Raw genomic sequence first — 25,131 nt, forward strand, 5'->3', positions numbered from 1 at the left:
TTCACCCCCGTACGGCGTCCGGGCCGGTCTCGTGCAGGGTGATCGCCCCGGACGGGCAACGGCCTGCCGCCACCCGCACGGCGGCGGCCAACGCGGGTTCGGGCGCGGGGGTGTTGAGCAGTACCTTGCCGTCGTCGTCCGACTGGTCGAAGACGGCCGGGACCTGTGCCAGGCACAGCCCCGAGCCCGCGCACCTCGCGCGGTCCACGCGTATCTCCCAGCTCATCGGCTTCTCCTTCACACGTTCACCAGGTGACGGGCAACCGGTCCACGCCGTGGGCGAGCGCGTGGACACGGAAGGGGACCTCCGACTCGGGCACGGCGAGGCGGAGTCCCGGGAAGCGCCGCAGCAGCGCCGGAAAGGCGATCCGCAGCTCCATGCGGGCCATCGCCGCGCCCAGACAGTGGTGGACACCGTGCCCGAAGGCGACATGGGCGGTGGGCGGCCGCGTGATGTCGAACCGGTCGGGCTCGGCGAGCAGCACGGCGTCGCGGTTGGCCATCGGCAGGGAGCAGACGACGTGTTCCCCGGCCCGGATCAGCCGGCCTCCCACCTCGACGTCCTCCAGAGCGGTGCGCGGGGTCGGCGCGTGCGGCACCGTCAGGTAACGCAGCAGTTCGTCGACCGCGCCGTCCACCGCCGTGTCGTCGTCGCGCACGAGGGCGAGCTGGTCGGGGTGGCCGAGGAGGAGCAGGGTGCCCAGGCCGAGCATGCCCGAGACGTTGTCGAGTCCCGCGAGGACCAGCAGGACGCACACGCCCCGCAGTTCCGCGTCGGTGATCCGGTCGCCGTGGTCGCGCGCCAGCATGCCCAGGAAACCGTCGTCCGGGTCCTCGCGCCGACGCGCCACCAGCGCGGCGATGTACCGGGACAGCAGTTCGCCGGCCGCCGCCCGCTGCCGACGCCCCCGGCCGGGGGCGAGGAAGGCGTGACAGCGGCGCAGGAAGTCGGCACGGTCGTCGCGGGGCACGCCGATGAACTGGCACAGGACCGCGCCGGGCACGGGCGAGGCGTACGCCGCCATCAGGTCGGCCGACGGCCCCGACCGTTCCATGGCGTCGAGGTGCTCGCTGACGAGGGCGGTGATGCCGGGTTCGAGGCGGCGCATCCTGCGCAGGGTGAACTCGGGTGTGAGGAGCTGCCTCAGGCGCGTGTGCTCGGGCGGGTCGTAGTCCATGAGCTGCCCGATCAGCTCGTCGGGCCGGGGGCCGTCGGGGGCGGTGCGGGCGCCGAAGCGGCGCCGGGTGGAGAAGCGGCGGTGGTCGCCCAGCACCTGGCGTACCTCGGCGTGGCCGGTGACCAGCCAGACGGGTACGTCGCCCGCCTGGGGGCCGCCGTCGATCCTCGTGACCGGCCCGCCCCCGGCCATCAGGCGCAGCTCTCCTGCGGGGTCGAAGCGGTCGCGGCGGGTGTGGACGGGCACGGCGGTCTCGGTCGAGGACGGCATGGCTTCCCCTGACCTCCTCTGTGACTACCAGGCGACGGGCAGTGTCTCCACGCCGTACGGCGCCTGCGGGCGGAAGCGGATCTCTTCGGGCGGTACGGCGCAGCGCAGTTCGGGGAAGCGGTTCAGCACCGCCAGATAGGCGCTGGTCAGCTCCATCCGGACGAGCGAGGCGCCGATGCAGTAGTGGATGCCGTGGCCGAGTCCCACATGCGCGGCCGGCTCGCGGGTGATGTCGAGACGGTCCGGCGGTGTGCCCGGCGGCCGGACCCGGTTGGCGGCGAACAGTGAACAGGCCACCCGGTCACCGGCCTTGATCACCCGGCCGCCGAGCGGCACGTCCACACGGGCGGTGCGCGGCGAGGCGGTCGGAATGATCGAGAGGTAGCGGACGAGTTCCTCCACCGCCTGGTCGATCAGGTGGGGGCACTGCCTCAACTGCGCGAGCTGGGCGGGGTTCTCGAGGAGCGCGAGGATGCCGAGGCCCAGCATGCTGGCCATGTTCTCCACGCCGGAGCCGATGACGAACGCGGTGAGACCGACCAGTTCCTCGTGACTGATGTCGTCGCCGTGGTCCCGCACCAGACGGCCGAGGAGGTCGTCGCCGGGGTCGCGGCGCTTGCGGGTGACGAGCTGGTCGACGTACGAGAGATAGGCGGCCCCCGCGGTCATCTGCACCTGTCGGCCGCGGAAGGCGGGCCGGCTGACCTTGAGGACGCGGGCGAGCTCCGCCCGGTCGTCGCGGGGCACACCGAACAGCTCGCTCATGACCAGGCCGGGCAGGGGCCAGGCGACGTACCGCATGAAGTCGGCGGACTGCCCGGCCTTCTCCAGGGCGTCGAGGCAGTCCGCGACGACGGCGTCGACCGCGGGACGCAGCCGGCTCATCCGGCGAACGGTGAACTCCGGGGTGAGCAGCAGCCGCAGCCGGGTGTGGTCGGGCGGGTCGTACTGGATGAGGTTGCCCGGTTGCACGGGGCGCGAGCCGTCGGCGGGCGGGGCGGTGCTGAAGCGCTCCGCGTCGCCCAGGACGGCCCGTACCTCCTCGGGGCCCGTGACGAGCCACCCCATGGAGGGGGTGGGGCCGTCGGTGAGGTCGGCCTCGGCCAGCGGGGCCCGGGCACTGAGCGCGCCGAGCTCGGGCAGCGGGTCGAGGCGGTCGCGGCGGTTGTGCATCGACAGGTCGGACGGCCGGGCCATGCGGGGGTCTCCTTCTAGTCGCCTTCGGGGGCGAACGGAAGCCAGAACATGCCGTCGGGGGACGCCACCAGGCCTCCGTCGAACAGCGGGGTCTCGCGTTCGGCGTCCTCTCCGAGCAGTGCGCGCATCTGGACCTGGCCGCCCTCTCGCATCACCTCGCGCACGACGGAGGAGCGGAACAGCGGCACCATGCTCCCGTCCTCGCTGCGCGCGAGTTCGTCGACGGCCCCGGCGAACTCCTCGGACTCGGCGCCGAAGCGCTTGGCGAGGACCTCGGCGTCGGTGAGGGCCCGCTCGCCGGAGGAGACGCCGCCGATGAGTTCGACGAACGACTGGAGTTCGGGACGGTTGGTGTGGGTGACCTTCTTGGCCTGCCAGAAGTAGGAGTCCTCGTCGTGGTGCATGTCGTAGAACGACAGGAGGAACTCGTAGAAGACGCCGAACTCGCGCCGGTAGCGGGCCTCGAACTCGCCCAGCGCCTGTTCCTCGTCGACCAGTCCGGCGAGGGCGCTGTTGATGGAGCGGGCCGCGAGGAGCGCGCTGTATGTCGCCAGGTGGACGCCGGAGGAGAACACCGGGTCGACGAAGCACGCCGCGTCACCGACGAGGACCAGGCCGGGGCGCCAGAACGTCGTCTGGTGGTACGAGTAGTCCTTGCGGACCCGCAGTTTTCCGTACGGTCCCTCGGTGACCCGCTTGGCGTCCGCGAGGTACTCCCCGATCAGGGGGCACTCGGCGACGAGGGACATCAGCGCCTTCTCCTGATCGCCCTGGATCTTGTCGGCGAGCTCCCGCCGCACCACCGCGCCGACGCTCGTCAGGGTGTCGCTGAGCGGGATGTACCAGAACCAGCCGCTTTCGAACGCCACCGACAGGATGTTGCCCGAATTGGGTTCGGGGAGCCGCTTGCCGCCCTCGAAGTAGCCGTACAGGGCCAGGCTGCGGAAGAACTCCGAGTACTCGCGCCTGCCGCCCACCTTCCCGTGCAGACGGCTCATGTTGCCGGAGGCGTCCACGACGTACGTGGCAAGGGCCTCGCGCTCGACGCCGTCGGCGTCGGTGTACCGCACACCGCGCACCCGCTCCTCGTCGGCGATGACGTCCGAGACGGCGCATCCCTCGCGGACCTCGGCACCGACCCGGCCGGCGTGGTCGAGGAGGATCTTGTCGAACTTGGACCGCTCGACCTGATAGGCGAACGAGGTCGGCCCCGACATGCGCGGGGAGACGGAGAACGCGAAGGTCCAGGGGTCCGGGCTCGCGCCCCACTTGAAGGTGCCGCCGCGCTTGCGCGGGAAGCCCGCCTTGGCGAGTTCGTCCGCCACACCGGTCAGCCGGCACACGCCGTGAACGGTCGACGGCAGCAGGGACTCGCCGATCTGGTGGCGGGGAAAGAATTCCTTCTCCAGAACCAGGACCCGCCGATCCTGCATGGCCACCAATGCGGCCAGGGTCGAACCGGCGGGCCCTCCACCGACGACCACCACGTCGAATTCCTCGGAATTCGGCAAGATCACCCCTCCCTTTCCCTGTCCGTTCACGCTTGCCATTCGTTCTTTGCGTCTACTCTTGCCTATTTCTCAATCGAGTCTGGAATCGGACCCGTTGAGAGTCAACGCTGTCCATCAGGCATGACGGGAACGGCATTCTCCGTATCCTTCGGAGTGTTCCGCCGATTCCGTCCGCGCTCTGTCAGTGAGAGCAGCGGGCCGGTCATGAGCGTGGTGATCAGTGCCATGAGCACCAGCACGGTGAAGAGTTCCTGCCCGATGAGCCCGGCGTCCAGGGCGACGTTCAGGACGATGAGTTCGGTCAGACCCCGGGTGTTCACCAGGGCCGCCACGACGGCCGACTGGTGAGTGTCCATGCCGCTGAAGCGTGCCGCCGCGTACCCCGGGAGCAGCTTGCCCAGAACGGCGACGGTCAGGATCAGCGCCAGCAGCACACCGCCGTCGCCGTCGAGGGAGCCGACGTTGAACGACAGACCCGTGGTCACGAAGAAGAGGGGCAGCAGCAGTTCGGCGGTCTGTTCCATGGGGCGCAGCACATCGGCGTCCGGCACACCGCCGGGGCGGGGCATCGTGAGTCCCGCGAGCAGGCCGCCGAACACCGGGTGCAGGCCCAGTTCCGCGGTCACCCAGGCGCTGCTCAGGGCGAGGCCCAGCGCGATGGTGAGCTGACTGCTCCGGGCGGCCGGGGACCGTTCGAGCCACCGGGTGAGCACGGGCCGTACCACCAGGACCAGGGCCGCCGCGAACAGGGTGATCAGAAGCAGGGTCGTCGGCCACGGGCGCGCCGCCGCGTGTCCGGCGCCCGCGAGCGCGGCGGCCAGCACCAGCCAGGCCGCGACGTCCATGATTCCGGCGGCCGCCGTGGCCACGGTGCCCGGGGGGCTGCCCGCGTACCCGCGCTCGCGGACGATGGCCGCGAGGACGGGCAGCGCGGTGACGGAGGTCGCCACGGCCATGAACATCCAGAACGCTCTGCCGTCCGACTGATGCGGTTGCACCGCCGTGAAAGCGCCGTGGAACAGGCCGGCCGCTCCGGCGCCCAGTCCCGCGGGGACCAGGGCTGCGCACAGGGCCACGGTCGCCGCGGCTCTGCCGCCCTGCCGCAGCTGCCGCCAGTCGGTCTCGTATCCCACGACGAACATGAAGATCACGATGGCGATCTGGGACAGGACGGTCAGGAACGGCAGGACCTCGTGGGGGAAGAGCCGCCCGGTCGGATTGCCGGGCAGGCGGCCGAGCAGGGTGGGGCCCAGGGCGATCCCCGCGAGGATGTGACCGATGACGGCCGGCTGCCCCACCTTCCGCGCCGCCGCCCCGAGGAGCCGGGAGACCACGACGATGACGGCGACATCGCCGATGGCGACGGTCACCAGGGCTTCGGTGGTCATCTAGGGTGCCGCCGTGTCGCTGCGGCCCATCTCCGCGACGAGACTCTTGGGACGCATGTCCGTCCAGTGCTCGTCGATGAACGCCAGGCATTCCTGCCGGGTGGCTTCGCCGTGCTCGGTGGTCCAGCCCTCGGGGATCTCGGCGAAGGCGGGCCACAGCGAGTACTGGCCCTCGTCGTTGACGAGGACGAGGAAGGTCGCCTCTTCGTTGTCGAACGGGTTGTTGGTCATCGATCGGTCCTTTCGCGTGCCTTCTCGGATGTCGTCCCGCGCGGCTGCTCCAGCCGCCGCGCGACCACGCGTGCGATGCCCGACAACGGCTCGGGCCGCAGCATGTCGTAGTGACCGACGGGGACTTCGTGCGTTTCGATGTCGCCCTCGATATGGGCCTGCCAGCTCCGGGCCGCGTCGGCCGCCGGAGCGTCGTCGGGCCGGTCGGCGGTCGCGACGAAGAGGAGCAGGTCGCCCTGGAAGAGGCGCGGCGTGTGGTCGGGTGCGAAGCCCGACATGTTGCGCAGCACCTTCTCCAGGTTCGCCAGGACCTGGTCGCTCATCCCGGTGGAGCGGTAGAGGTCGGGCAGACCGCCCCGGTCGCGCAGCACCGCATAGCCGTCCTGCGGGCCCTCCTCCTCGCCGCGGAACTTCGACTTGGCCGAGTCGCCGTCGGGGTAGGCGTCGAGCAGGGCGAGCAACTCCACGTCCTCGCCCAACTCCTGAAGGCGGGTGGCGACGGCCTGGGCGATGACGCCGCCGATGGACCAGCCCAGGAGGCGGTAGGGTCCGGCCGGCTGCACGGTACGGATCTGCTCCGCGTAGTCGGCCGCCATCTCCTCGATGCTCGCCGGCAGCGGTTCCGGCCGGGCGAGCCCGCGTGCCTGCACTCCGTACACCGGCTGGTCCTGCGGAAGGTGGGCCAGGAGAGCCGCGTAGCCCCAGCTCAGTCCCATGCCCGGATGTACGCAGAACAGCGGCGGACGGCTGCCTTCGGGACGCAGGGGCAGCAACACCCCGAGGTCGCCGCGGTGTCGGCCGGGGCGCCGGGCGGTCCGGCTCTCCCCGCTCCGGTCCTGGTTCTCGTCCCGGACCGTGACCAGGCCCTCGGCGGTGTGCTTCGCCCGGTCCCCGGTGCGGACCATGCGGGTGCCGGGCGGCCCGAAGGGGCAGGCCACGAGAGCCTCGCCCGCGTCCGGGGCCGCTGTCGTGTCCGTCAGGTACAGGTCGCCCACGACGCCTTCCGGCACCGGGCGCAGCATGTCGTCGAGGACCAGAGCACCGTCCGCGCGGTCCACGAGCCGGTTGTGCTCGTCCGTGCCGAGCAGGACGTCGACGGCGTTCAGGCGCAGGTCCGGATCGGCCGTCACCTGCTCGATGACGCGGGCCAGGCGGTCCGCGAGGGCCTGTGCGGTCCGTTCGTCGAACAGGTCGACGGCGTAGCGGAGTTGTCCGTCGAGGCCCCCGAGGTCGCCGTCGGGTTCGTACCGTTCGACGAGGCTGAGCGAGAGGTCGAGTTCGGTGGTCCTGGCAGGGAGGTCGACCCGGGCCGTGCGCAGACCCGGCAGTTCCCAGGGGTCCCAGGCTTCGCCGACGCTGTCCTCCACCTCCAGCAGCACCTGGAACACAGGGTGGCGCCCGGGCGAGGGCGGCAGCTCCAGTGCGTCCACGACGCGCTCGAACGGCACGTCGCGATGCTCGTTCGCTTCCTGGTTCGCCGCCCGGACCCGGTCGAGCAGCTCACCGAACGTCGGGTCGCCCGACGCGTCCGTGCGCAGCGCCAGCGGTCCGGCGAGCGGGCCCACCAGCCCCTCAAGACCGGGCTCGTCGCGGCGCGGGACGAGGGCGCCGACCGTGATGTCGGTGCCGGCGCCCAGGCGGGCGAGCAGCATCACGAGAGCCGTCTGCACCACCATGAAGGTCGTGGTGGCCTCGTCCTCGGTCAGGTCGGCGAGGCGGGCGTGCACATCGGCGTCGAGCCGCAGCGGTACATTCCCGGCCGGACGGACGGTCTCGGGCCGGCCGGACTCCAGGGGCGCCGGCCGCGGCCGATCGGTGGGCAGCGCGAGTGCGCCGTCCGTTCCCGCCAGGGTGTCCTTCCAGTAGGCGAGTTGGTCGTTGACGAGGCTGTCGGGCTGCCGCTCCCCCCGGAGCAGTTCGCGCTCCCAGAAGGCGTAGTCGGCGAACTGCACGGGCAGCGGCGCCCGTTCGGGCACCCGGCCCTCCCGACGGGCCCCGTACGCGGTCGCCAGGTCGCGGACGAGGACGTCGACGGACGCGGTGTCGGCCGCGATCCGGTGCACCACCAGAAGCAGCACGTGCGCGCTGTCCGGCAGGGCGAACAGGGTCTGCGTCCACGGCGTCTCACGGGCGAGGTCGAACTCGTGCGCCGCGTGCGCGGCCAGGAGGTCCGCGAGCTCCGCGTCGGTCGCGGACACGACGGTCGGTTCGGGGCGGGCATCGGACACGTCCCTCACGTGCTGCCGCATCTCGCCGTCGCGGGCGCTCTGGAAGGTGGTGCGCAGGATCTCGTGCCGGGCGGCGACATCGCCGAGGGCCGCCCGGAGCGCCGCGTGGTCCAGCTCGCCGTCGAGGCGCAGCGCCACAGGGATGCGGTGAGCCTGCGCGGTGTCGTCCAGTTGGGACATCAGCCAGGTACGGAACTGACCCGCGGACACGGGTACGCCGTCACGGTGGTCGACGGCCCGCAGCAGCGGACGTGCCTTCGTGGCGAGGAGGCGCGCCACCCCGACCGGCGTGGGCGAGCCGAAGAACTGCCGGAGGGCGAGTTCGACGCCGAACTCCTCGCGCACCCGTCCGGCGAGCCGCATCGCCAGACCCGAGTCGCCTCCCAGGTCGAAGAAGTTGTCGTCGCGCCCCACCCGCTCCAAGCCCAGGACCTCGGCGAACAGTCCGCACAGGGTGGCCTCGGCGGCGGTCTGCGGTTTGCGGCCCGAGACGCGGTCGGTGAGATCGGGGGCCGGCAGGGCTTTGCGGTCGACCTTGCCGTTGCGGGTGAGCGGGAGCGCGGCCAGGGCGAGCACGGCGGTGGGCACCATGTAGTCGGGCAGTCGCCGCGCGATGTCCGTGCGCACCTGGTTGGGGTCCATGGTGACCTGCGGGTCCTCGGGCACGACGTAACCGACGAGGCGGCGCTCACCGGGACCGTCGTCGCGGGCGACCACCACGGCTTGGGACACGGCCGGATGTGCGGACAACACCGCCTCGACCTCACCCAACTCGACGCGGAAGCCCCGGACTTTCACCTGGGCGTCCGCTCGGCCGACGAACAGCAACTCACCGGTGGCGGCGACACGGACCAGGTCTCCGGTGCGGTACATCCGCTGCCCCGCAGCGAACGGGCAGGCGACAAAGCGTTCTGCCGTCAGAGCCGCACGGTCCCAGTAACCGCGCGCCAACCCGGCGCCGGATACGTACAGTTCGCCCACCGTGCCGGGCGGAACCGGCTGCAGAAACGCGTCCAGCACGTAAGTCCTCCGGTCGGACAGCGGGCGTCCGATGGGCAGGACCGACGCCGCGGCATCACCGGGAGCCAGCACATGCCAGGTCGCGCACAACGTCGTCTCCGTCGGCCCATACATGTGCCGCACGACGACATCGGGGCACGCTTCCCGCACCCGCGCCACCGACCGCGCGGGAACCACATCCCCACCCGTGAGCACCTCACGCAACCCCGCGAAACACCCCGGCGCCTCCTCCGCCAACACCCGGAAAGACCCCGCCGTCACATGCACCGCAGTGCCCCCACCCGCAACATGCTCACGAATACGGGGAGCATCCACCACGCCCGGCTCCGCCACGACAACCCGCGCCCCGGCCACCAGCGGCACCCACACCTCGAACAACGACACATCAAAGGCGTGCGGAGCATGCATCAACACCACATCATCAGGCCCGACTTGCCAGCCGCTCTCACCCACCAGAGCCGCGACACTGCCGTGCGGAACCGCCACACCCTTCGGCACACCAGTAGAACCAGACGTATACATCACATACGCGACATCACCGGCATCCACCGGGACCAACAGACCACCATCGCGGACCCCGTCCGCGGCCCGCAGATCATCCACCACCAACACCGCACCCGCGTCCGCCACCACGAACGCAACCCGCTCCGCCGGAGACCCCACATCCACCGGCACATACGCGGCACCCGCACGCCACACACCCAGCAACACCGCAACCAACTCGGGCGACCGCTCCAACACCACTACAACCCGATCACCCCGACCCACACCCACACCAGACAGATACGCCGCCCAACGCCCCGACGCCTCCCACAACTCCCCATAGGACAAAGGACGTTCACCACCAGCAACCGCCACCGCACCCGGCACCGACACCACCCGCTCAGCGATCAACTCCGGCACCGGCACCCCACCGCGCACCTCACCCGCCGGCACGCGCTCCGCGACCTCGGCCACCCCCACCCGTCCCACCACCACGGACGGATCGGCCGCCACCCCCTCCAACACCCGCTCCAGATACCGCAGTACCGATTCGGCGAGACCGCGGTCGAACACGTCGGGGCGGTACTCGAGGGTGAAGCGCATCCGGTCGCCGGGGGCGACGACCAGGGTGAACGGATAATGGGCCGCCTCGCGTGCCGTGCCGGACGGCCTGATGGTGACGGAGCTGCCGTTCGGGGAGGAGTCGGTGGCGGGCGGGCGGGGGAAGCTCTCGTAGACGACGAGCGTGTCGAAGGTGGCTCCCGGGCCCGCGGCCTTCTGTATCTCGGGGAGGCCCAGGTGGTGGTGCGACAGCAGCGCGGACTGCCGGCTCTGGAGCGCGCGGAGCATCTCCACGAACGGCTCGGCGCCGTCGAGCGGCACCCGCACGGGCAGGGTGTTGATGAGCAGGCCCACCATCGTCTCCACACCCGGGAGTTCCGGGGGACGGCCCGCGACCGTCGCGCCGAACACCACGTCCGTACGCCCCGCGAGGCGCGCCAGGACCAGCGCCCAGGCCCCCTGCACCACCGTGTTCACCGTCAGACCGTGGGCACGGGCCAGCTCGGTCACGCTCCGGGTGACCGTTTCCGGAAGCTCTCCGCTCACCCGGTCGGGGAAGACGGGGAGCCGGTCGGGAACGGCCGGGGTCACCAGCGTCGGTTCGTCCGCGCCGGCCAACTCCTCCTGCCAGGCGGCTCGGGCGGCTTCCTTGTCCTGCCGGGACAGCCACGCCAGGTACTCACGGTAGGACGTCACGGGCGGCAGGACGGACGCGTCGCCCCCGGCGGCGTAGATCCGTGACAGCTCTTCGATCATGATCGGGGCCGACCAGCCGTCCATGAGGATGTGGTGGCTCGTCATGACCAGGCGGTGGCGGCGTTCGCCGAGCTTGATCAGGAGCAGGCGCAGCAGGGGCGCCGCGGCCAGATCGAAGGGCTCGGACCGCTCGCCGCGCACCAGGTGTTCGAGGGCGGCCGGCGCCTCGGGTGCGGGAAGACCCGAGACGTCCTCCGTGCGCCAGGGCAGCACGACCTCCCGTGCGATGACCTGCACCATCTGCGCCCCGCTGACCTGACGGAAACAGGCGCGCAGCGCGGCGTGCCGGGTCAGGAGAGCCTCCCACGACGCGCGCAGGCGACCCGTGTCCAGGGGGCCGTCGATGTCGAGCGCGGACTGCACGGTGTACACGTCCGGACCCTGGTCGTCGAAGGCGGCGTGGAACAGCAGGCCGGCCTGCAACGGCGACAGCGGCCACACGTCCTCGACTAGGGATCGGGTCATCGCGTCTCTCCTCAGAGCGAGTTGCTGCGAGCACGTACGGGTCGAGCACTTGCGGAGCACAGCGGTTGGGCGAGCGGTCCCTCAGGGGATGTCGTCGGCGAGTCCGGCTTCGAGTTCCTCGATCTGGCTCTGGGCGAGGCCGAGCAGGGGGAAGTCGGACGGGGTGTGGCCGCCGGAGGCGGGGGCCGTGGTGTGGGCGGCGAGGCCGACGAGCAGGTCGAGCCAACTCTGTCCGAGGCGTTCCGCCTCGGCGTCGTCGAGGATCCGGCCCGCCCAGCCGATGGAGAGGGTGAGTTCGGGCCCGTCAGCAGTGTCCACGATGGCGGCGCCCGCTTCCAGCGTGTGGGTGGACGGCATGTCCGGGTCCGCGGAGCCGCCGATCGCGCTGTCCCCGGTCATCTGCCAGGCGGCGGGCGGGAGTTCACCGGCGCCGGTCGCGCTGAAGCGGCCCAGGTAATTGAAGCCGATCTGTGGACTGGGCAGCGCGGCGAGCACCGGGCCCGTCACCGGGTTGAGGTGCCGCAGCAACCCGTAGCCGAGCCCGTCACCCGGTACCGCCCGCGCCTGCTCCTTCACCGCCTTCAACAGCGCCCCGGCCGCCGGACCACCTGCCTGCGCCTCCCCCAGGTCTAGGCCGGCCACATCGAGGCGCACCGGATGCGTGCTGGTGAACCAGCCCGTCGTCCGCGACAGGTCGACCCCTTCGACCGACTCTCGGCCATGCCCCTCCACATCGACCAGAACCCCGGAAGCATCGTCCCCACGCCACCGCGCGACCGCGCCCGCCAGCGTCGACAGGAGCACCTCGTGCACACCGCAGTGGAACAGCGCGGGCGTACGGGCCGCCAGGGTGGCCGCCTCATCGTGCGGCAGCCGCCAGGAGCGGCGGCGCATGGCTGCCGCGGTGTCCCGGGCCGGGTCCAACTCCCGCTTGCCCAAGGGTGTCTCGGGCTGGCCCAGAAGTGCCTTCCAGGTGTCGAGTTCCGCGGTCCGCTCCGGTCCGGCGGCCTGTTCGACCAGGCGTCGTGCCCAGCGCCCGAACGACATCGTCACGGGATCGAGGGCCGGTTCCTGCCCGGCCGCCACCGCCTCGCACGCCAGGGCGAGGTCGGGCAGCAGGATCCGCCAGGACATGCCGTCGACGGCCAAGTGGTGGATCATCACGACGATGCGGCCGAGCCGCTCGGGGCCCGCGTCGACCCAGACCACCTGGAGCATCACGCCCGCTTCCGGGTCGAGGCGCAGAACGGCCTCCCGGGCGGCGCGGTCCGCGATCTCGTCCAGGTCGGCCGAGGCGATCCCCGCGGCCGCGTCCTGCGCGGCCACCCGGGTGACGAGGTCCGCCGCGGAGACCGAGCCACGCTCGCGGACCGTCAGCAGCGGCTCCGTGCCGTCGTCGGTGAGTACCCGTGCGCGGAGCATGTCGTGGGTGTCGAGCAGGGCGGCCACGCCGGCCACCAGCACGTCGAGCCCCAGCCCAGCCGGGGCGCCGACCGCGGTCCACTGCGCGAACCGGGGCCGCAGGGCCGCCGCGCCCAGCTCCCGCATCACGGGGGTCCACGGCACCTCGCCCACCCCGGTGTCGTCCGCGGCGGGTGCCGCACCGGTTGCGGCCGGGCGTGCCACGGCCGCGAGGCGTTCGGGGGTCTTCTCCTCGAAGACCTGCCGGGGGGTGACGATCAGCCCGGCACGGCGGGCGCGGGACGCCAGCTGCATCGAGGAGATGGAGTCGCCGCCCAACGCGAAGAAGCCGTCCGTCACACCGACCCGCTCCAGCCCGAGGACTTCACCGAAGAGGCCGCACAGCAGCGCTTCGGCCGCGGTGCGTGGCTCCCGTCCCAGCACCCGGCCCGTGAAGTCGGGCGCCGGCAGCGCCCGGCGGTCCACCTTTCCGCTCACGGTGAGCGGCAGACGGTCAAGCGGCACGAACGACGAGGGCACCATGTGACCCGGGAGCCGAGCGGTGGCGAACTCACTGAGTCGCGCTGCCAGTTGCCCGGACTCCGGGGACGCCGGGACGACGTACGCGACCAGCCGCCGCTCGCCGGGACCGTCCCGGCGCGCCACCACCACAGCCTGGTCGACGTCGGGATGGGTGGCCAGTACGGCTTCGACCTCTCCGGGTTCGATGCGGTAGCCGCGCACCTTGACCTGCGCGTCCGCCCGGCCGACGAAGTCCAGTTCACCGGTGTCGGTCCAGCGTGCCAGGTCACCGGTCCGGTACATCCGCTCCCCCGGCAGGAAGGGGCAGGCCACGAACCGCTGCGCGGTGAGACCCGGGCGTCCCCAGTAGCCGCGGGCCACGCCGGGACCCGTTACATACAGTTCGCCGGTCGTTCCCGGCGGTACCGGCTGGAGGAAGCCGTCGAGGACGTACGCGCGTACGTTCGCCATCGGGCGGCCGATCGGCACCTGGCCCGCACCCGGTGACAGCGGTTGGCTCATCGCGGCGCACACGGTCGCCTCGGTGGGCCCGTACGCGTTCACCATGCGGTGCTGCGCGGACCACCGGTCCACCAGAGCCGGCGTGCACGCCTCGCCCGCCACCACCAGGGTCCGCAGGCCGGCAGGCAGGTCCTCCTCCGCGGCGAGGACGCTCGGCGGCACCGTGACATGGGTCGCCCGGGCCGCGCGCACCGCCTCACCGAGGGTCACGTGCGGGGGCAGCGCGGTCTCGTCGGGCAGGACGAGTGTCCCGCCCGAGAGCAGCGCCATGCACAGCTCGGAAACCGCGGCGTCGAAGCTGAGCGAGGCGAACTGGAGCACCCGGGCGTCCGGGCCCACGGCGAAGCGTTCGATCTGCGCCCGCGCCAGGTTGGCGAGACCGGCGTGCGGCACCACCACTCCCTTCGGCGTGCCGGTCGATCCGGAGGTGTGGATGACGTACGCCGCGTTGTCCGCGACGAGCGGCAGCGGGCGCTCCCTGTCCTCGACAGGCCCCGGACGGCACGCGGCGACGGCTTCCGCGACCTCCGGCTCGTCCAGGACGACGATCTGTCCGCCGTATCCCTCGGGCACCGCGGCCCGGGTCCGCCGGGTGCACAGCACGACGGACGGGTCGGTGTCCGCCAGGAGGAACGCCACCCGGTCCGGCGGATATCCGGGGTCCACCGGGACGAAGACGCCGCCCGCCATGGACACCGCGAGGACGGCGGTCACCGTCGCCACCGATCGCGGCGCGAGCACCGCCACCGGGCGCTCCGCCGCGACGCCCGCACCGATCAGATAGCGCGCCCACCGGCCCGCCTGGTCCTGCAACTCCTTGTAGGAGAGCGAGAGTTCACCCTCAAGGGCGGTCGCCTCCGGTGACCGTTCCACCTGCCGGCGCAGCAGCTGGGGCAGGGTCGCGGCGGGCACGGGCACCTCGGTGCGGTTCCATTCGCGCACCACGCGTTCGCGGCGCGCTCCGCCGAGGACGGACACACGCGCCACGGGCGCCGACGGGTCGGCCGCCAGCTGCGCGAGGACGTCCGACAGCGACGCCACCGCCTCCTCGGCCCAGGCCTGCGTGAACGAGCCCGGCTGGTAGACGAGTTCGCCGTGCAGTCGGTCGCCGGGGACCGCGACCAGCGTCACCGGATAGTGCCCGGTGTCCTCCGGTTTCCGTCCGGGGCGGATGGACAGGGCGTCCGGCGAGGGCTCCTTGAGGGGCGGGCGCGGGTAGTTCTCGTACACGAGCAGGGTGTCGAAGACCGCGCCCGGACCGGCGGCCCTGCGGATCTCGGGAAGGCCGAGATGCTGGTGGGCCATCAGCGCGACCTGCCGTGCCTGGAGGTCGGTCAGCATCGCGACGACGGACTGCTCCGCTGCCGGATTCACGCGCACGGGGAGGGAGTTGATGAAGAGCCCCACCATCGACTCGACTCCCGGTATGTCCGCGGGGCGTCCCGCGACGGTCGCACCGAACACCACGTCCGTACGGCCCACGAGCCGGGCGAGCAGCAGCGCCCAGGCGCCCTGCACCACCGTGTTCACGGTCAGACCGTGCGCGCGGGCCAGCTCGGACACCGCCCGGGTGACGTCCTCGGTGAACTCGAACGACACACGTTCCGGTACGTCGGTTGCCGCACCCTGGTGGGCGGGCGCCACGAGCGTCGGCTCGTCGGCTCCGGCGAACTCCGCTCGCCATGCCTCCCGCGCCGTCTCGCCGTCCCGTCGGCGCAGCCAGTCCAGGTACGTGCGGTACGAGGTCGCGGGCGGCAGTGCCCGCCCGTCACCGCCCGCTTCGTAGAGCGCGGACACCTCGGTGATGATGACCGGCAGCGACCAGCCGTCCGCGACGATGTGGTGGCTGGTCAGCACGAGAAGGTGCCGGTCCGCCGCGAGCCGGACGAGCAGCAGCCTGAGGAGCGGGGCGGAGGTCACGTCCAGGCGCCGGGACCGCTCGCCCGCGAACAGCCGGTCGAGCTCCGCCGCGCGGTCCGCTTCCGCTGTCCCGGCCAGGTCGGCCTGCGTCCAGGGCAGTTGGACGTGACGTGCGATGACCTGGACCGCTTCGCCCGACGCGCGTTGGTGGAAGCTCGCCCGCAGGATCGGATGCCGGGCGATCAGGGCCTCCCAGGATGCCCGCAACCGTTCCGTGTCCAGCGGTCCGTCCAGGGCCAGGACGCGTTGCCCTTCGTAGAGGTCCGGTCCTTGGTCGTCGTACTCCGCGTGGAACAGCAGCCCTTCCTGGAGCGGCGACAGCGGCCAGATGTCCGCCAACTCCGGTACCAGGCTTTCCAGTTCGTCGATCTCGCGCTGGCCGAGGCCGAGGAGGGGGAAGTCGGAGGGGCTGCGTCCACCCGCTCCCGGGTCCGCGGTGTGCGCGGCCAGCCCCGCCAGCAGGTCCAGCCAGAGACGGCCGAGCCGTTCGACCTCCGCGTCGTCGAGCAGGCCGGTGGGCCACATGAGGGTGAGGGTCAGTTCGGGACCCGCCGGGGTGTCCAGTACGGCGGCGCCCGCCTCCAGGGTGTGCTGAGCGGGCATGTCGGGATCGACGGAGCCGCCGATCGCCGCGTCACCGGACATCTCCCAGGGGGCCGGCGGAAGGTGACTGTCGCCGTGGGAGGCGAAGCGCCCCAGGTAATTGAAGCCGATCTGCGCACTCGGCAGCGCGGCGAGCACCGGGCCCGTCTCCGGGTTGAGGTGCCGCAGCAGTCCGTAGCCGAGACCGTCCCCGGGCACCGCCCGCGCCTGCTCCTTCACCGCCTTCAACAGCATCCCTGCCCCCGGACCACCGGCCAGCACGTCGTCCAGATCTATGCCGGCCGCGTCGAGGCGAAGGGGGTGCATGCTGCTGAACCAGCCGATGGTGCGGGAGAGTTCGGCGCCCGCGACCGGCTCCCGGCCATGCCCTTCGATGTCCACGAGCACTCCGGCCGTGCTGTCCCGCCCGTTCTCCTGGCGCCATCGCGTGACAGCTCCCGCCAGCGTCGACAGCAGCACCTCGTGCACACCGCAGTGGAAGAGCGCCGGGGTCCGGCCGGCCAGAGTGACCGCGTGCCGGGCGGGCAGGTTCCAGGAACGGCGGCCCATGGTCGACGCGGTGTCCAGGGAGCCGTCCAACTCCCTTGACCCGAGCGGCGGTTCCGGCTGTCCCAGCCGGGTCGTCCAGTTCTGGAGTTCCGCGGTCCGGCTCGCCGCGCCGGCTTCCTCGACGAGCAGGTCGGCCCACCGCTTGAACGACGTTCCCGCCGGGGGAAGTTCGGGCTCCCGCCCGGCCGCCGCGGCTGCGCAGGCGGCTCGCAGGTCCGGGATCAGTATCCGCCACGACAGTCCGTCGACCACCAGGTGGTGCACTACGACGACCAGCCGTCCGGTCCGCTCGGGACCGGCGTCCACCCAGACGATCTGAAGCAGCACACCCGCCGCAGGATCGAGGCGCTCTGTCGCTTCGCGTGCGGCCCGGTCCGCGACGGCGTCCAGGGACTCGGCCGGAGCGTCGACCGCGTCCACGCGGGAGACGAGCGGTGCGGCCGGTACCGAGCCGCGCTTCCGCACCGTCAGCCCGGGCTCCGCCCCGTCGGTCACCACGACGACGGCCCGCAGCATGTCGTGCGTGTCGAGTACGGCCGCCACGCCGGCCACCAGCACGTCCCGCTCAAGCCCGGCCGGAGCGCCGACCACGGTCCACTGTGCGAACCTGCCGCGTCGGCCTCGCTCCCCGAGCGCCCGCATCGCCGGCGTCCAGGGCACGTCGCCCACGCCCGGCTCGGAGAGGGATGCGGAGGGTCCTCCCGTGCCCGTCGGCTCGTCCAAGGGCTTGGCCAGCGCGGCGAGTTCGGCGGGGCTCGGGGATGCGAAGACGTCCTGCGCCGCGAGGAGCAGACCGGCACGGCGAGCGCGCGCGACGAGCTGCATCGACATGATGGAGTCGCCGCCGAGCTCGAAGAAACTGTCCTCGACACCGACCCGCTCAAGCCCCAGCACCTCGGCGAACAGCTCACAGAGCACAGCCTCGGCATCGGTGCGCGGCGCCCGCTCGGTCACCTTGCCGGCAAAGTCCGGGGCGGGCAGAGCGGCCCGGTCCACCTTGCCGTTACGAGTCACCGGGAGCTTGTCGAGAACGAGTACGGCGGCGGGCACCATGTAGTCCGGCAACTGCCTCGCAGTCTCCTCACGAGCGCGCTCCGCGTCCACACCGGCCTGCGGGTCCTCGGGCACGACGTAGCCGACGAGGCGGCGCTCACCCGGAACGTCCTCGCGAGCGACCACCACGGCTTGGGACACGGCCGGGAGCCCGGAGAGGACCGCCTCGACCTCACCCAACTCCACCCGGAAACCCCGGACCTTCACCTGCGCATCCGCGCGACCGACGAACACCAACTCACCGTCGTCCGTCCAGCGCACCAGATCCCCGGTGCGATACATCCGCTCCCCCGCAGCGAACGGGCACGCCACGAAACGCTCAGCCGTCAACGCCGGACGATCCCAGTAACCGCGCGCCAACCCGGCGCCGGATACGTAGAGTTCGCCCACCGTGCCGGGCGGGACCGGCTGCAGAAACGCGTCCAGCACGTAGGTCCTACGGTCGGACAGCGGACGTCCGATAGGCAGGACCGACGCCGCGGCATCACCGGGAGCCAGCACATGCCACGTCGCGCACAACGTCGTCTCCGTCGGCCCATACATGTGCCGCACGACCACGTCCGGGCATGCCTCCCGCACCCGCGCCACCGACCGCGCGGGAACCACATCCCCACCCGTCAACACCTCACGCAACCCCGCGAAACACCCCGGCGCCTCCTCCGCCAACACCCGGAAAGACCCCGCCGTCACATGCACCGCACTCACTCCGCGCCGCACGTAATCGCGCATCCGCTGCGCATCAACGGCCCCCGGCGAGGCCACCATCACCTGTCCGCCGACCGCCAAGGGCACCCACACCTCGAACAACGACACATCAAACGCATGCGGAGCATGCATCAACACCACGTCGTCACACCCGACCTGCCAGCCGCTCTCACCCACCAAAGCAGCGACACTGCCGTGCGGAACCGCCACACCCTTCGGCACACCAGTAGAACCAGACGTATACATCACATACGCGACATCACCGGCATCCACCGGAACCAACAGACCACCATCACGGACCCCGTCCGCGGCCCGCAGATCATCCACCACCAACACCGCACCCGCGTCCGCCACCACGAACGCAACCCGCTCCGCCGGAGACCCCACATCCACCGGCACATACGCGGCACCCACACGCCACACACCCAACAACACCGCAACCAACTCAGGCGACCGCTCCAACACCACTACAACCCGATCACCCCGACCCACACCCACACCGGCCAAATACGCCGCCCAACGCCCCGACGCCTCCCACAACTCCCCATACGACAGCGCACGCTCACCACCCACCACCGCCACCGCACCCGGCACCGACACCACCCGCTCAGCGATCAACTCCGGGACCACCCCTGCCGGCGCTTCTCCCTCCGTCGTGCTCCACTCCCCCAGGACGGACGAGCGCTCCGCCGTGTCGAGCGGGTCCACCTGTGCCACTGGTGCCGCCGGGTTCGCGGTCATCCGCTCAAGGACGCGGACGATCCGCTGTGCTGTTTCCTGGGCCGTCCGCCGGTCGAGCAGGTCGGGCCGGTACGTCACACGCACCTGAAGCCGGTCGGCGGGGATGGCTCCCACCGCCAACGGGTAGTGCGTTCCGGCCACGGTGTGCACGGGGGTGATCGAGACCTCGTCGGCCGCCTCGTCGGGCGCGGAGAGGGCAGGCGCGCTCCTGGGATAGTTCTCGAACATCAGCATGGTGTCGAACACCGCGCCGGCACCGGCGAGTTGCTGGACGGCCGGCAGTCCCAGGTGCTGGTGTGCGATGAGCGTGGACTGGTGGTCCTGCAGCGTCCGGAGCAGTTCGAGGACGGTTTGCGCGCCGTCGAGGCGGACCCGTACCGGCAGCGTGTTGATGAACAGGCCGACCATCGACTCGGACTCGGGAAGCTCAGGGGGCCGCCCGGCCACGGTGCCGCCGAAGACGACGTCGGTGCGCCCGGCGAGCCGCGCGAGGACCAGCGCCCAGGCGCCCTGCACCACCGTGTTCACCGTCAGACCCTGGCTTCGGGCCCAAGCGGTGAGTGCCCGGGTGTGTTCCGTGGACAGTTCGGCCGAGCACACGTCGGGCACGACCGGCGGCCGGCCCGCGTCCGCCGGGGCGACCAGCGTCGGCTCGTCGACACCGGCCAGCTCCGCCCGCCAGGCCTCCCTGGCCGCCCCGACGTCCTGCCGCCCGAGCCACTCCAGGTACTCCCGGTAGGAGGCGGTGGGGGTGAGCTGTGCGGGGTCGCCGTCCGCCGCGTACAGCCCGGACACTTCCGTGAGGATGATGGGCATGGACCAGCCGTCCACCAGGATGTGGTGGCTGGTGATGACGAGGCGGTGCCGTGCCCCGGCGAACCGGACGAGCAGCAGACGCAGCAACGGTGCCCGGGTCAGGTCGAACCGTTCCGCCCGCTCCTGCTCGGCGAGCCGCTCCGCCTCCTCCTCGGCGTCCCGCTCCGCCAGGCCCGAGAGATCGACCTCCCGCCAGGGCAACTGCACTGCGTCCGCGATGACTTGTACGGCCTCGCCCGACTCCCGTCGGTGGAAGCTCGCCCGCAGCGCTGCGTGCCGGGTGAGCAGCGCCTCCCAGGACGCCTTCAACCGCCCCGCGTCCAGCGGCCCGTCCAGAGCGAGGAGCCGCTGACTCTGGTAGACGTCCGGCCCCTCCTGTTCGAAGGTGGCGTGGAACAGCATCCCTTCCTGGAGCGGCGACAGCGGCCAGACGTCCGTCAGCTCCGGTATGCGGCGCTCCAGTTGGTCGACCTCGTGCTGTGTCAAGGACAGCAGGGAGAAGTCGGACGGCGTACGTCCGCCGGAGGCGGGTTCCTCGGTGTGGGCGGCGAGGCCGCTCAGGACCTGCTCCCAGGCACGGCCCAGCCGCACTGCCTCGGCCTCATCCATCAGCCCGCTGGGCCAGCTCAGGGAAAACGTCAGCTCCGGCCCATCGGGGGTGTCCCGTACGGTGGCGCTTGCCTCAAGGGCGTGCAGGACGGGTGTGTCGGGGTCGACCGAACCGCCGATCGCCGACTCACCGGTCATCTGCCATGCGGCGGACGGAAGTTCACCGGTTCCGGTCGCGCGGAAGCGGCCCAGGTAATTGAAGCCGATCTGTGGACTGGGCAGCGCGGCGAGCACCGGGCCCGTCTCCGGGTTGAGGTGCCGCAGCAAGCCGTAGCCGAGCCCGTCACCCGGTACCGCCCGCGCCTGCTCCTTCACCACCTTCAACAGCATCCCGGCCGCCGGACCACCGGCCAGTACGTCGTCCAGGTCCACCCCGCCGAGCTCGAACCGGAGCGGATGCGTACGGGTGAACCAGCCCACCGTCCGCGACAGATCCAGCCCCTCCACCGACTCCCTGCCGTGGCCCTCGACATCCACCAGCAGCCCGGTAGACCCGTCCCCGCGCCACCGTGCGACCGCGCCCGCCAGGGAGGCCAGCAGCACCTCGTGCACACCGCAGTGGAAGACGGCGGGCGTCCGGCGGAGCACCGTGGCCGCGTGCTCGGGCGCCAGCTTCCACGACCGTCGGCGCAGCGTCCGTGCCGTGTCGAGGGCCGGGTCCAACCCCCTCGTGCCGAGGGCTGGTTCGGGCTCCCCGAGCAGGGCCGTCCAGGCGTCGAGCTCAGCTGTCCGGTGCTGTCCGCTCGCCTCCTGGCTCAGCCGGCGCGCCCACTGCCTGTACGACGTCCCCACCGGGTCGAGCTCCGGCTTGCGCCCGGCTGCCGCCGCCTCGCACGCATCGCGCAGGTCGGGCAGCAGGATGCGCCACGACACCCCGTCCACCACCAGGTGGTGCACCACGAGCGCCAGGCGGCCCATCCGGTCCTGACCGGCGTCCACCCACACCACCTGGAGCAGCACGCCCGCCGCCGGGTCGAGGCGTTCCGCGGCCTCGCGCGCCGACTCCGCCGCGACGTCGTCCGGCGAGTCCGCCGACGCGTCCGGCACCCGCACGCGCGTCACCAGCGATGCGGCGTCGAGGGAGCCCTTCGGGCCGACGGACAGTCCGAACTCCCCGTCGCTCGTCGTGACTGTGGCCCGCAGCATGTCGTGTGCGTCGAGCACGGCCGCCACGCCGGCCACCAGCACGTCCCGCTCAAGCCTGGCCGGAGCACCCACGATCGCCCACTGCGCGAAACTCCGACGCAGGGCCGGCTCTCCCAACTCCCGCATCACCGGCGTCCAGGGCACCTCGCCCACACCGTCGTCGCGGCGGGCGGTGCCGGTGTCGTCCGTCCCGACCGTGCCCGCGGCCAGGGCCAGGCGTTCCGGGGTCCGTTCCGCGAACACCTGCCGAGGTGTGAGGACCATGCCCTCCCGGCGAGCACGGGCGACGACCTGCATCGACATGATGGAGTCGCCGCCGAGCTCGAAGAAACTGTCCTCGACACCGACCCGCTCAAGCCCCAGCACCTCGGCGAACAGCTCACACAACACACGCTCGGCATCGGTGCGCGGCGCCCGCTCGGTCACCTTGCCGGCGAAATCCGGGGCGGGCAGAGCAGCCCGGTCCACCTTGCCGTTACGAGTCACCGGCAGCCCGTCGAGTACCAGAACAGCGGCCGGCACCATGTACTCCGGAAGCCGCTCGGCCAGGTACGTACGGACCGACGAGCCCTCCACCACCTGGCCGTCCGCCACCACATAGCCGATCAGACGACGCTCACCCGGAACGTCCTCACGAGCCACCACCACCGCCTGGGACACGGCCGGATGCGCGGACAACACCGCCTCGACCTCACCCAACTCCACCCGGAAACCCCGGACCTTCACCTGCGCATCGGCTCGGCCGACAAACAGCAACTCACCGTCGTCCGTCCAGCGCACCAGATCCCCGGTGCGATACATCCGCTCCCCCGGAGCGAATGGGCAGGCGACAAAGCGTTCTGCCGTCAGAGCCGCACGGTCCCAGTAACCGCGCGCCAACCCCGCACCCGCGACATACAACTCGCCCGTCACTCCTGACGGCACCGGCTGCAAGAACGCGTCCAGCACGAACACGCGCCGATTGCCGTAAGGCCGCCCGATGGGCAGCACCGCATCCACGGGCTCACCCGGCCTCCACACCCGCCAGGTCGCGCACAACGTCGTCTCCGTCGGCCCATACAAGTGCCGTACGACGACATCGGGGCACGCTTCCCGCACCCGCGCCACCGACCGGGCGGGAACCACATCCCCACCGGTGAGCACCTCACGCAACCCCGCGAAACACCCCGGCGCCTCCTCCGCCAACACCCGGAAAGATCCCGCCGTCACATGCACCGCAGTGCCCCCACCCGCAACATGCTCACGAATACGGGGAGCGTCCACCACGCCCGGTTCCGCCACGACAACCCGCGCCCCGGCCACCAGCGGCACCCACACCTCGAACAACGACACATCGAACGCGTGCGGAGCATGCATCAACACCACGTCGTCAGACCCGACCTGCCAGCCCGACTCACCCACCAAAGCAGCGACACTGCCGTGCGGAACCGCCACACCCTTCGGCACACCAGTCGACCCGGACGTGTACATCACATACGCGACATCATCGGCGTCCACCGGGACCAACAGACCACCATCACGGACCCCGTCCGCGGCCCGCAGATCATCCACCACCAACACCGCACCCGCGTCGGACACCACGTAGGCAATCCGCTCCGCCGGAGACCCCACATCCACCGGCACATACGCGGCACCCGCACGCCACACACCCAACAACACCGCAACCAACTCAGGCGACCGCTCCAACACCACTACAACCCGATCACCCCGACCCACACCCACACCGGCCAAGTACGCCGCCCAACGCCCCGACGCCTCCCACAACTCCCCATACGACAGCGCACGTTCACCACCAACCACCGCCACCCCATCCGGCACGGCCAACACCCGCCCGCGGATCAACTCCGGGACCATGCCGCTCGGAGCCGCGTCCCCGGACGCCCCGCCCCAGCCCTCCACGACAAGGCCCCGCTCGGGTGCGTCCAGCACTCCTACGCGCCCCACCGCCGTGGACGGATTCTGCGCCATCTGCTCCAACACCCTTACCAGCCAGCGGAATACGGACTCCGCCGTCGCACGGTCGAAGAGGTCCGGCCGGTAGTCCAGCTTGAAGAGCATCCGGTCGCCGGGGGCCGCCACCAGCGTGAGGGGGTAGTGCGCGGTCTCCTGGCCGGGGGCGACGCTCAGGGCGAGGGCGCCGGGGGCGGTCGGCTCGGTCGGGGGGCTCGGGTAGTTCTCGTAGACGAGGAGCGTGTCGAAGACAGCGCCGGGGCCGACGGACTGCTGAAGCTCCGGCAGTCCGATGTGCTGATGCGTCATCAGGGCAGACTGACGCTGCTGGAGTTCGGCCAGCATGCGCACGACGGACTGCGCGCCGTCGAGCGGCACCCGCACGGGCAGGGTGTTGATGAACAGACCGACCATCGACTCGACGCCGGGTATGTCCGCGGGACGTCCGGCAACGGTGGCGCCGAACACCACGTCGGTACGGCCGGTCAGACGCGCAAGGACCAACGCCCAGGCGCCCTGCACCACCGTGTTGAGGGTCAGACCGTGGCCGCGGGCGAGCCGCACCAGGCTCTCGGTCAGGTCTTCCGGGATGTCCCTGATCAGGCTCTCCGGGGTGGCGGGTGCCCGGCCCGCGTCCGCCGGTACCACCAGCGTGGGTTCGTCCGCGCCGGCCAACTCCTCCTGCCAGGCGGCTCGGGCGGCGTCCTTGTCCTGCCGGGACAGCCACGCCAGGTACTCACGGTAGGACGTCACGGGTGCCAGGACCGACGCGTCGCCCCCAGCGGCGTACACCTCGGACAACTCGTTCAGCAGGACCGGCATGGACCAGCCGTCCATCAGGAGGTGGTGGCTGGTGACCACCAGGCGGTGCCGGTCCGCGCCGAGCCGGATCAGCAGCAGTCGCAGCAGCGGCGCCGCCGCGGGATCGAACCGCTGGTCCCGCTCCCGCGCGGCCAGCTGTTCCGCCTCGGCCGAGGCGTCCGTCTCCGCGAGCTCCGAGAGATCCGCCTCGCGCCAGGGCAACTCCGCCTCGCGCGCGATGACCTGAACCGACGCGCCCGACTTGCGCCGACGGAAACCGGCCCGCAGCGCCGCGTGCCGGACCAGGAGCGCCTCCCACGAGACCCGCAGCCGGTCCGCGTCCAGCGGTCCGGCCAGGTCGACCATGCGCTGTCCCACGTAGACATCGGGTCCCTCGTCGTCGAAGGCGGCATGGAACAGCAGGCCGGCCTGCAACGGCGACAGCGGCCACACGTCCTCGACAAGGGATCGGGTCATCGCTTCTCTCCTCAGAGCACATTGCTTC

At 71.6% G+C, this 25,131-nt stretch carries 8 protein-coding genes; all 8 read right to left on the minus strand.

The annotated features are described in order from the left end of the window. Nucleotide 1: 1 nt before the first annotated feature. A complete protein-coding gene (locus tag ACGFWE_RS08330; protein WP_352381612.1) occupies nt 2-226 on the minus strand; it encodes a ferredoxin in 225 nt (74 codons plus the stop codon). 19 nt (nt 227-245) lie between these two features. After that, nucleotides 246-1,448 carry a cytochrome P450 gene (locus ACGFWE_RS08335; protein WP_352381614.1) on the minus strand — a complete coding sequence of 401 codons (1,203 nt, stop codon included), beginning with the start codon at nt 1,446-1,448 and terminating at the stop codon, nt 246-248. 24 nt (nt 1,449-1,472) lie between these two features. Then, nucleotides 1,473-2,645, minus strand: coding sequence for a cytochrome P450 (locus ACGFWE_RS08340; protein ID WP_352381616.1), 1,173 nt, complete (start codon nt 2,643-2,645; stop codon nt 1,473-1,475). 14 nt (nt 2,646-2,659) lie between these two features. Then, a complete protein-coding gene (locus ACGFWE_RS08345; protein ID WP_352381617.1) occupies nt 2,660-4,156 on the minus strand; it encodes a tryptophan 7-halogenase in 1,497 nt (498 codons plus the stop codon). Nucleotides 4,157-4,257: 101 nt separating this feature from the next. Beyond that, a complete protein-coding gene (locus ACGFWE_RS08350) occupies nt 4,258-5,544 on the minus strand; it encodes a cation:proton antiporter (protein WP_352381619.1) in 1,287 nt (428 codons plus the stop codon). Next, complete coding sequence (locus ACGFWE_RS08355; RefSeq protein ID WP_352381620.1) at nt 5,545-5,775, minus strand: MbtH family protein; 231 nt, start codon at nt 5,773-5,775, stop codon at nt 5,545-5,547. It lies immediately after the preceding gene. Continuing rightward, nucleotides 5,772-11,288, minus strand: coding sequence for an amino acid adenylation domain-containing protein (locus ACGFWE_RS08360; protein ID WP_393598711.1), 5,517 nt, complete (start codon nt 11,286-11,288; stop codon nt 5,772-5,774). The genes ACGFWE_RS08355 and ACGFWE_RS08360 overlap by 4 nt, the downstream gene beginning before the upstream one ends. 81 nt (nt 11,289-11,369) lie before the next feature. After that, a complete protein-coding gene (locus ACGFWE_RS08365) occupies nt 11,370-25,103 on the minus strand; it encodes an amino acid adenylation domain-containing protein (protein WP_393598713.1) in 13,734 nt (4,577 codons plus the stop codon). Between the last annotated feature and the right edge of the window lie 28 nt (nt 25,104-25,131).

The organism is Streptomyces sp. NPDC048523, assembly GCF_043199815.1.
In the GTDB taxonomy this organism is placed as follows: Bacteria; Actinomycetota; Actinomycetes; order Streptomycetales; family Streptomycetaceae; genus Streptomyces.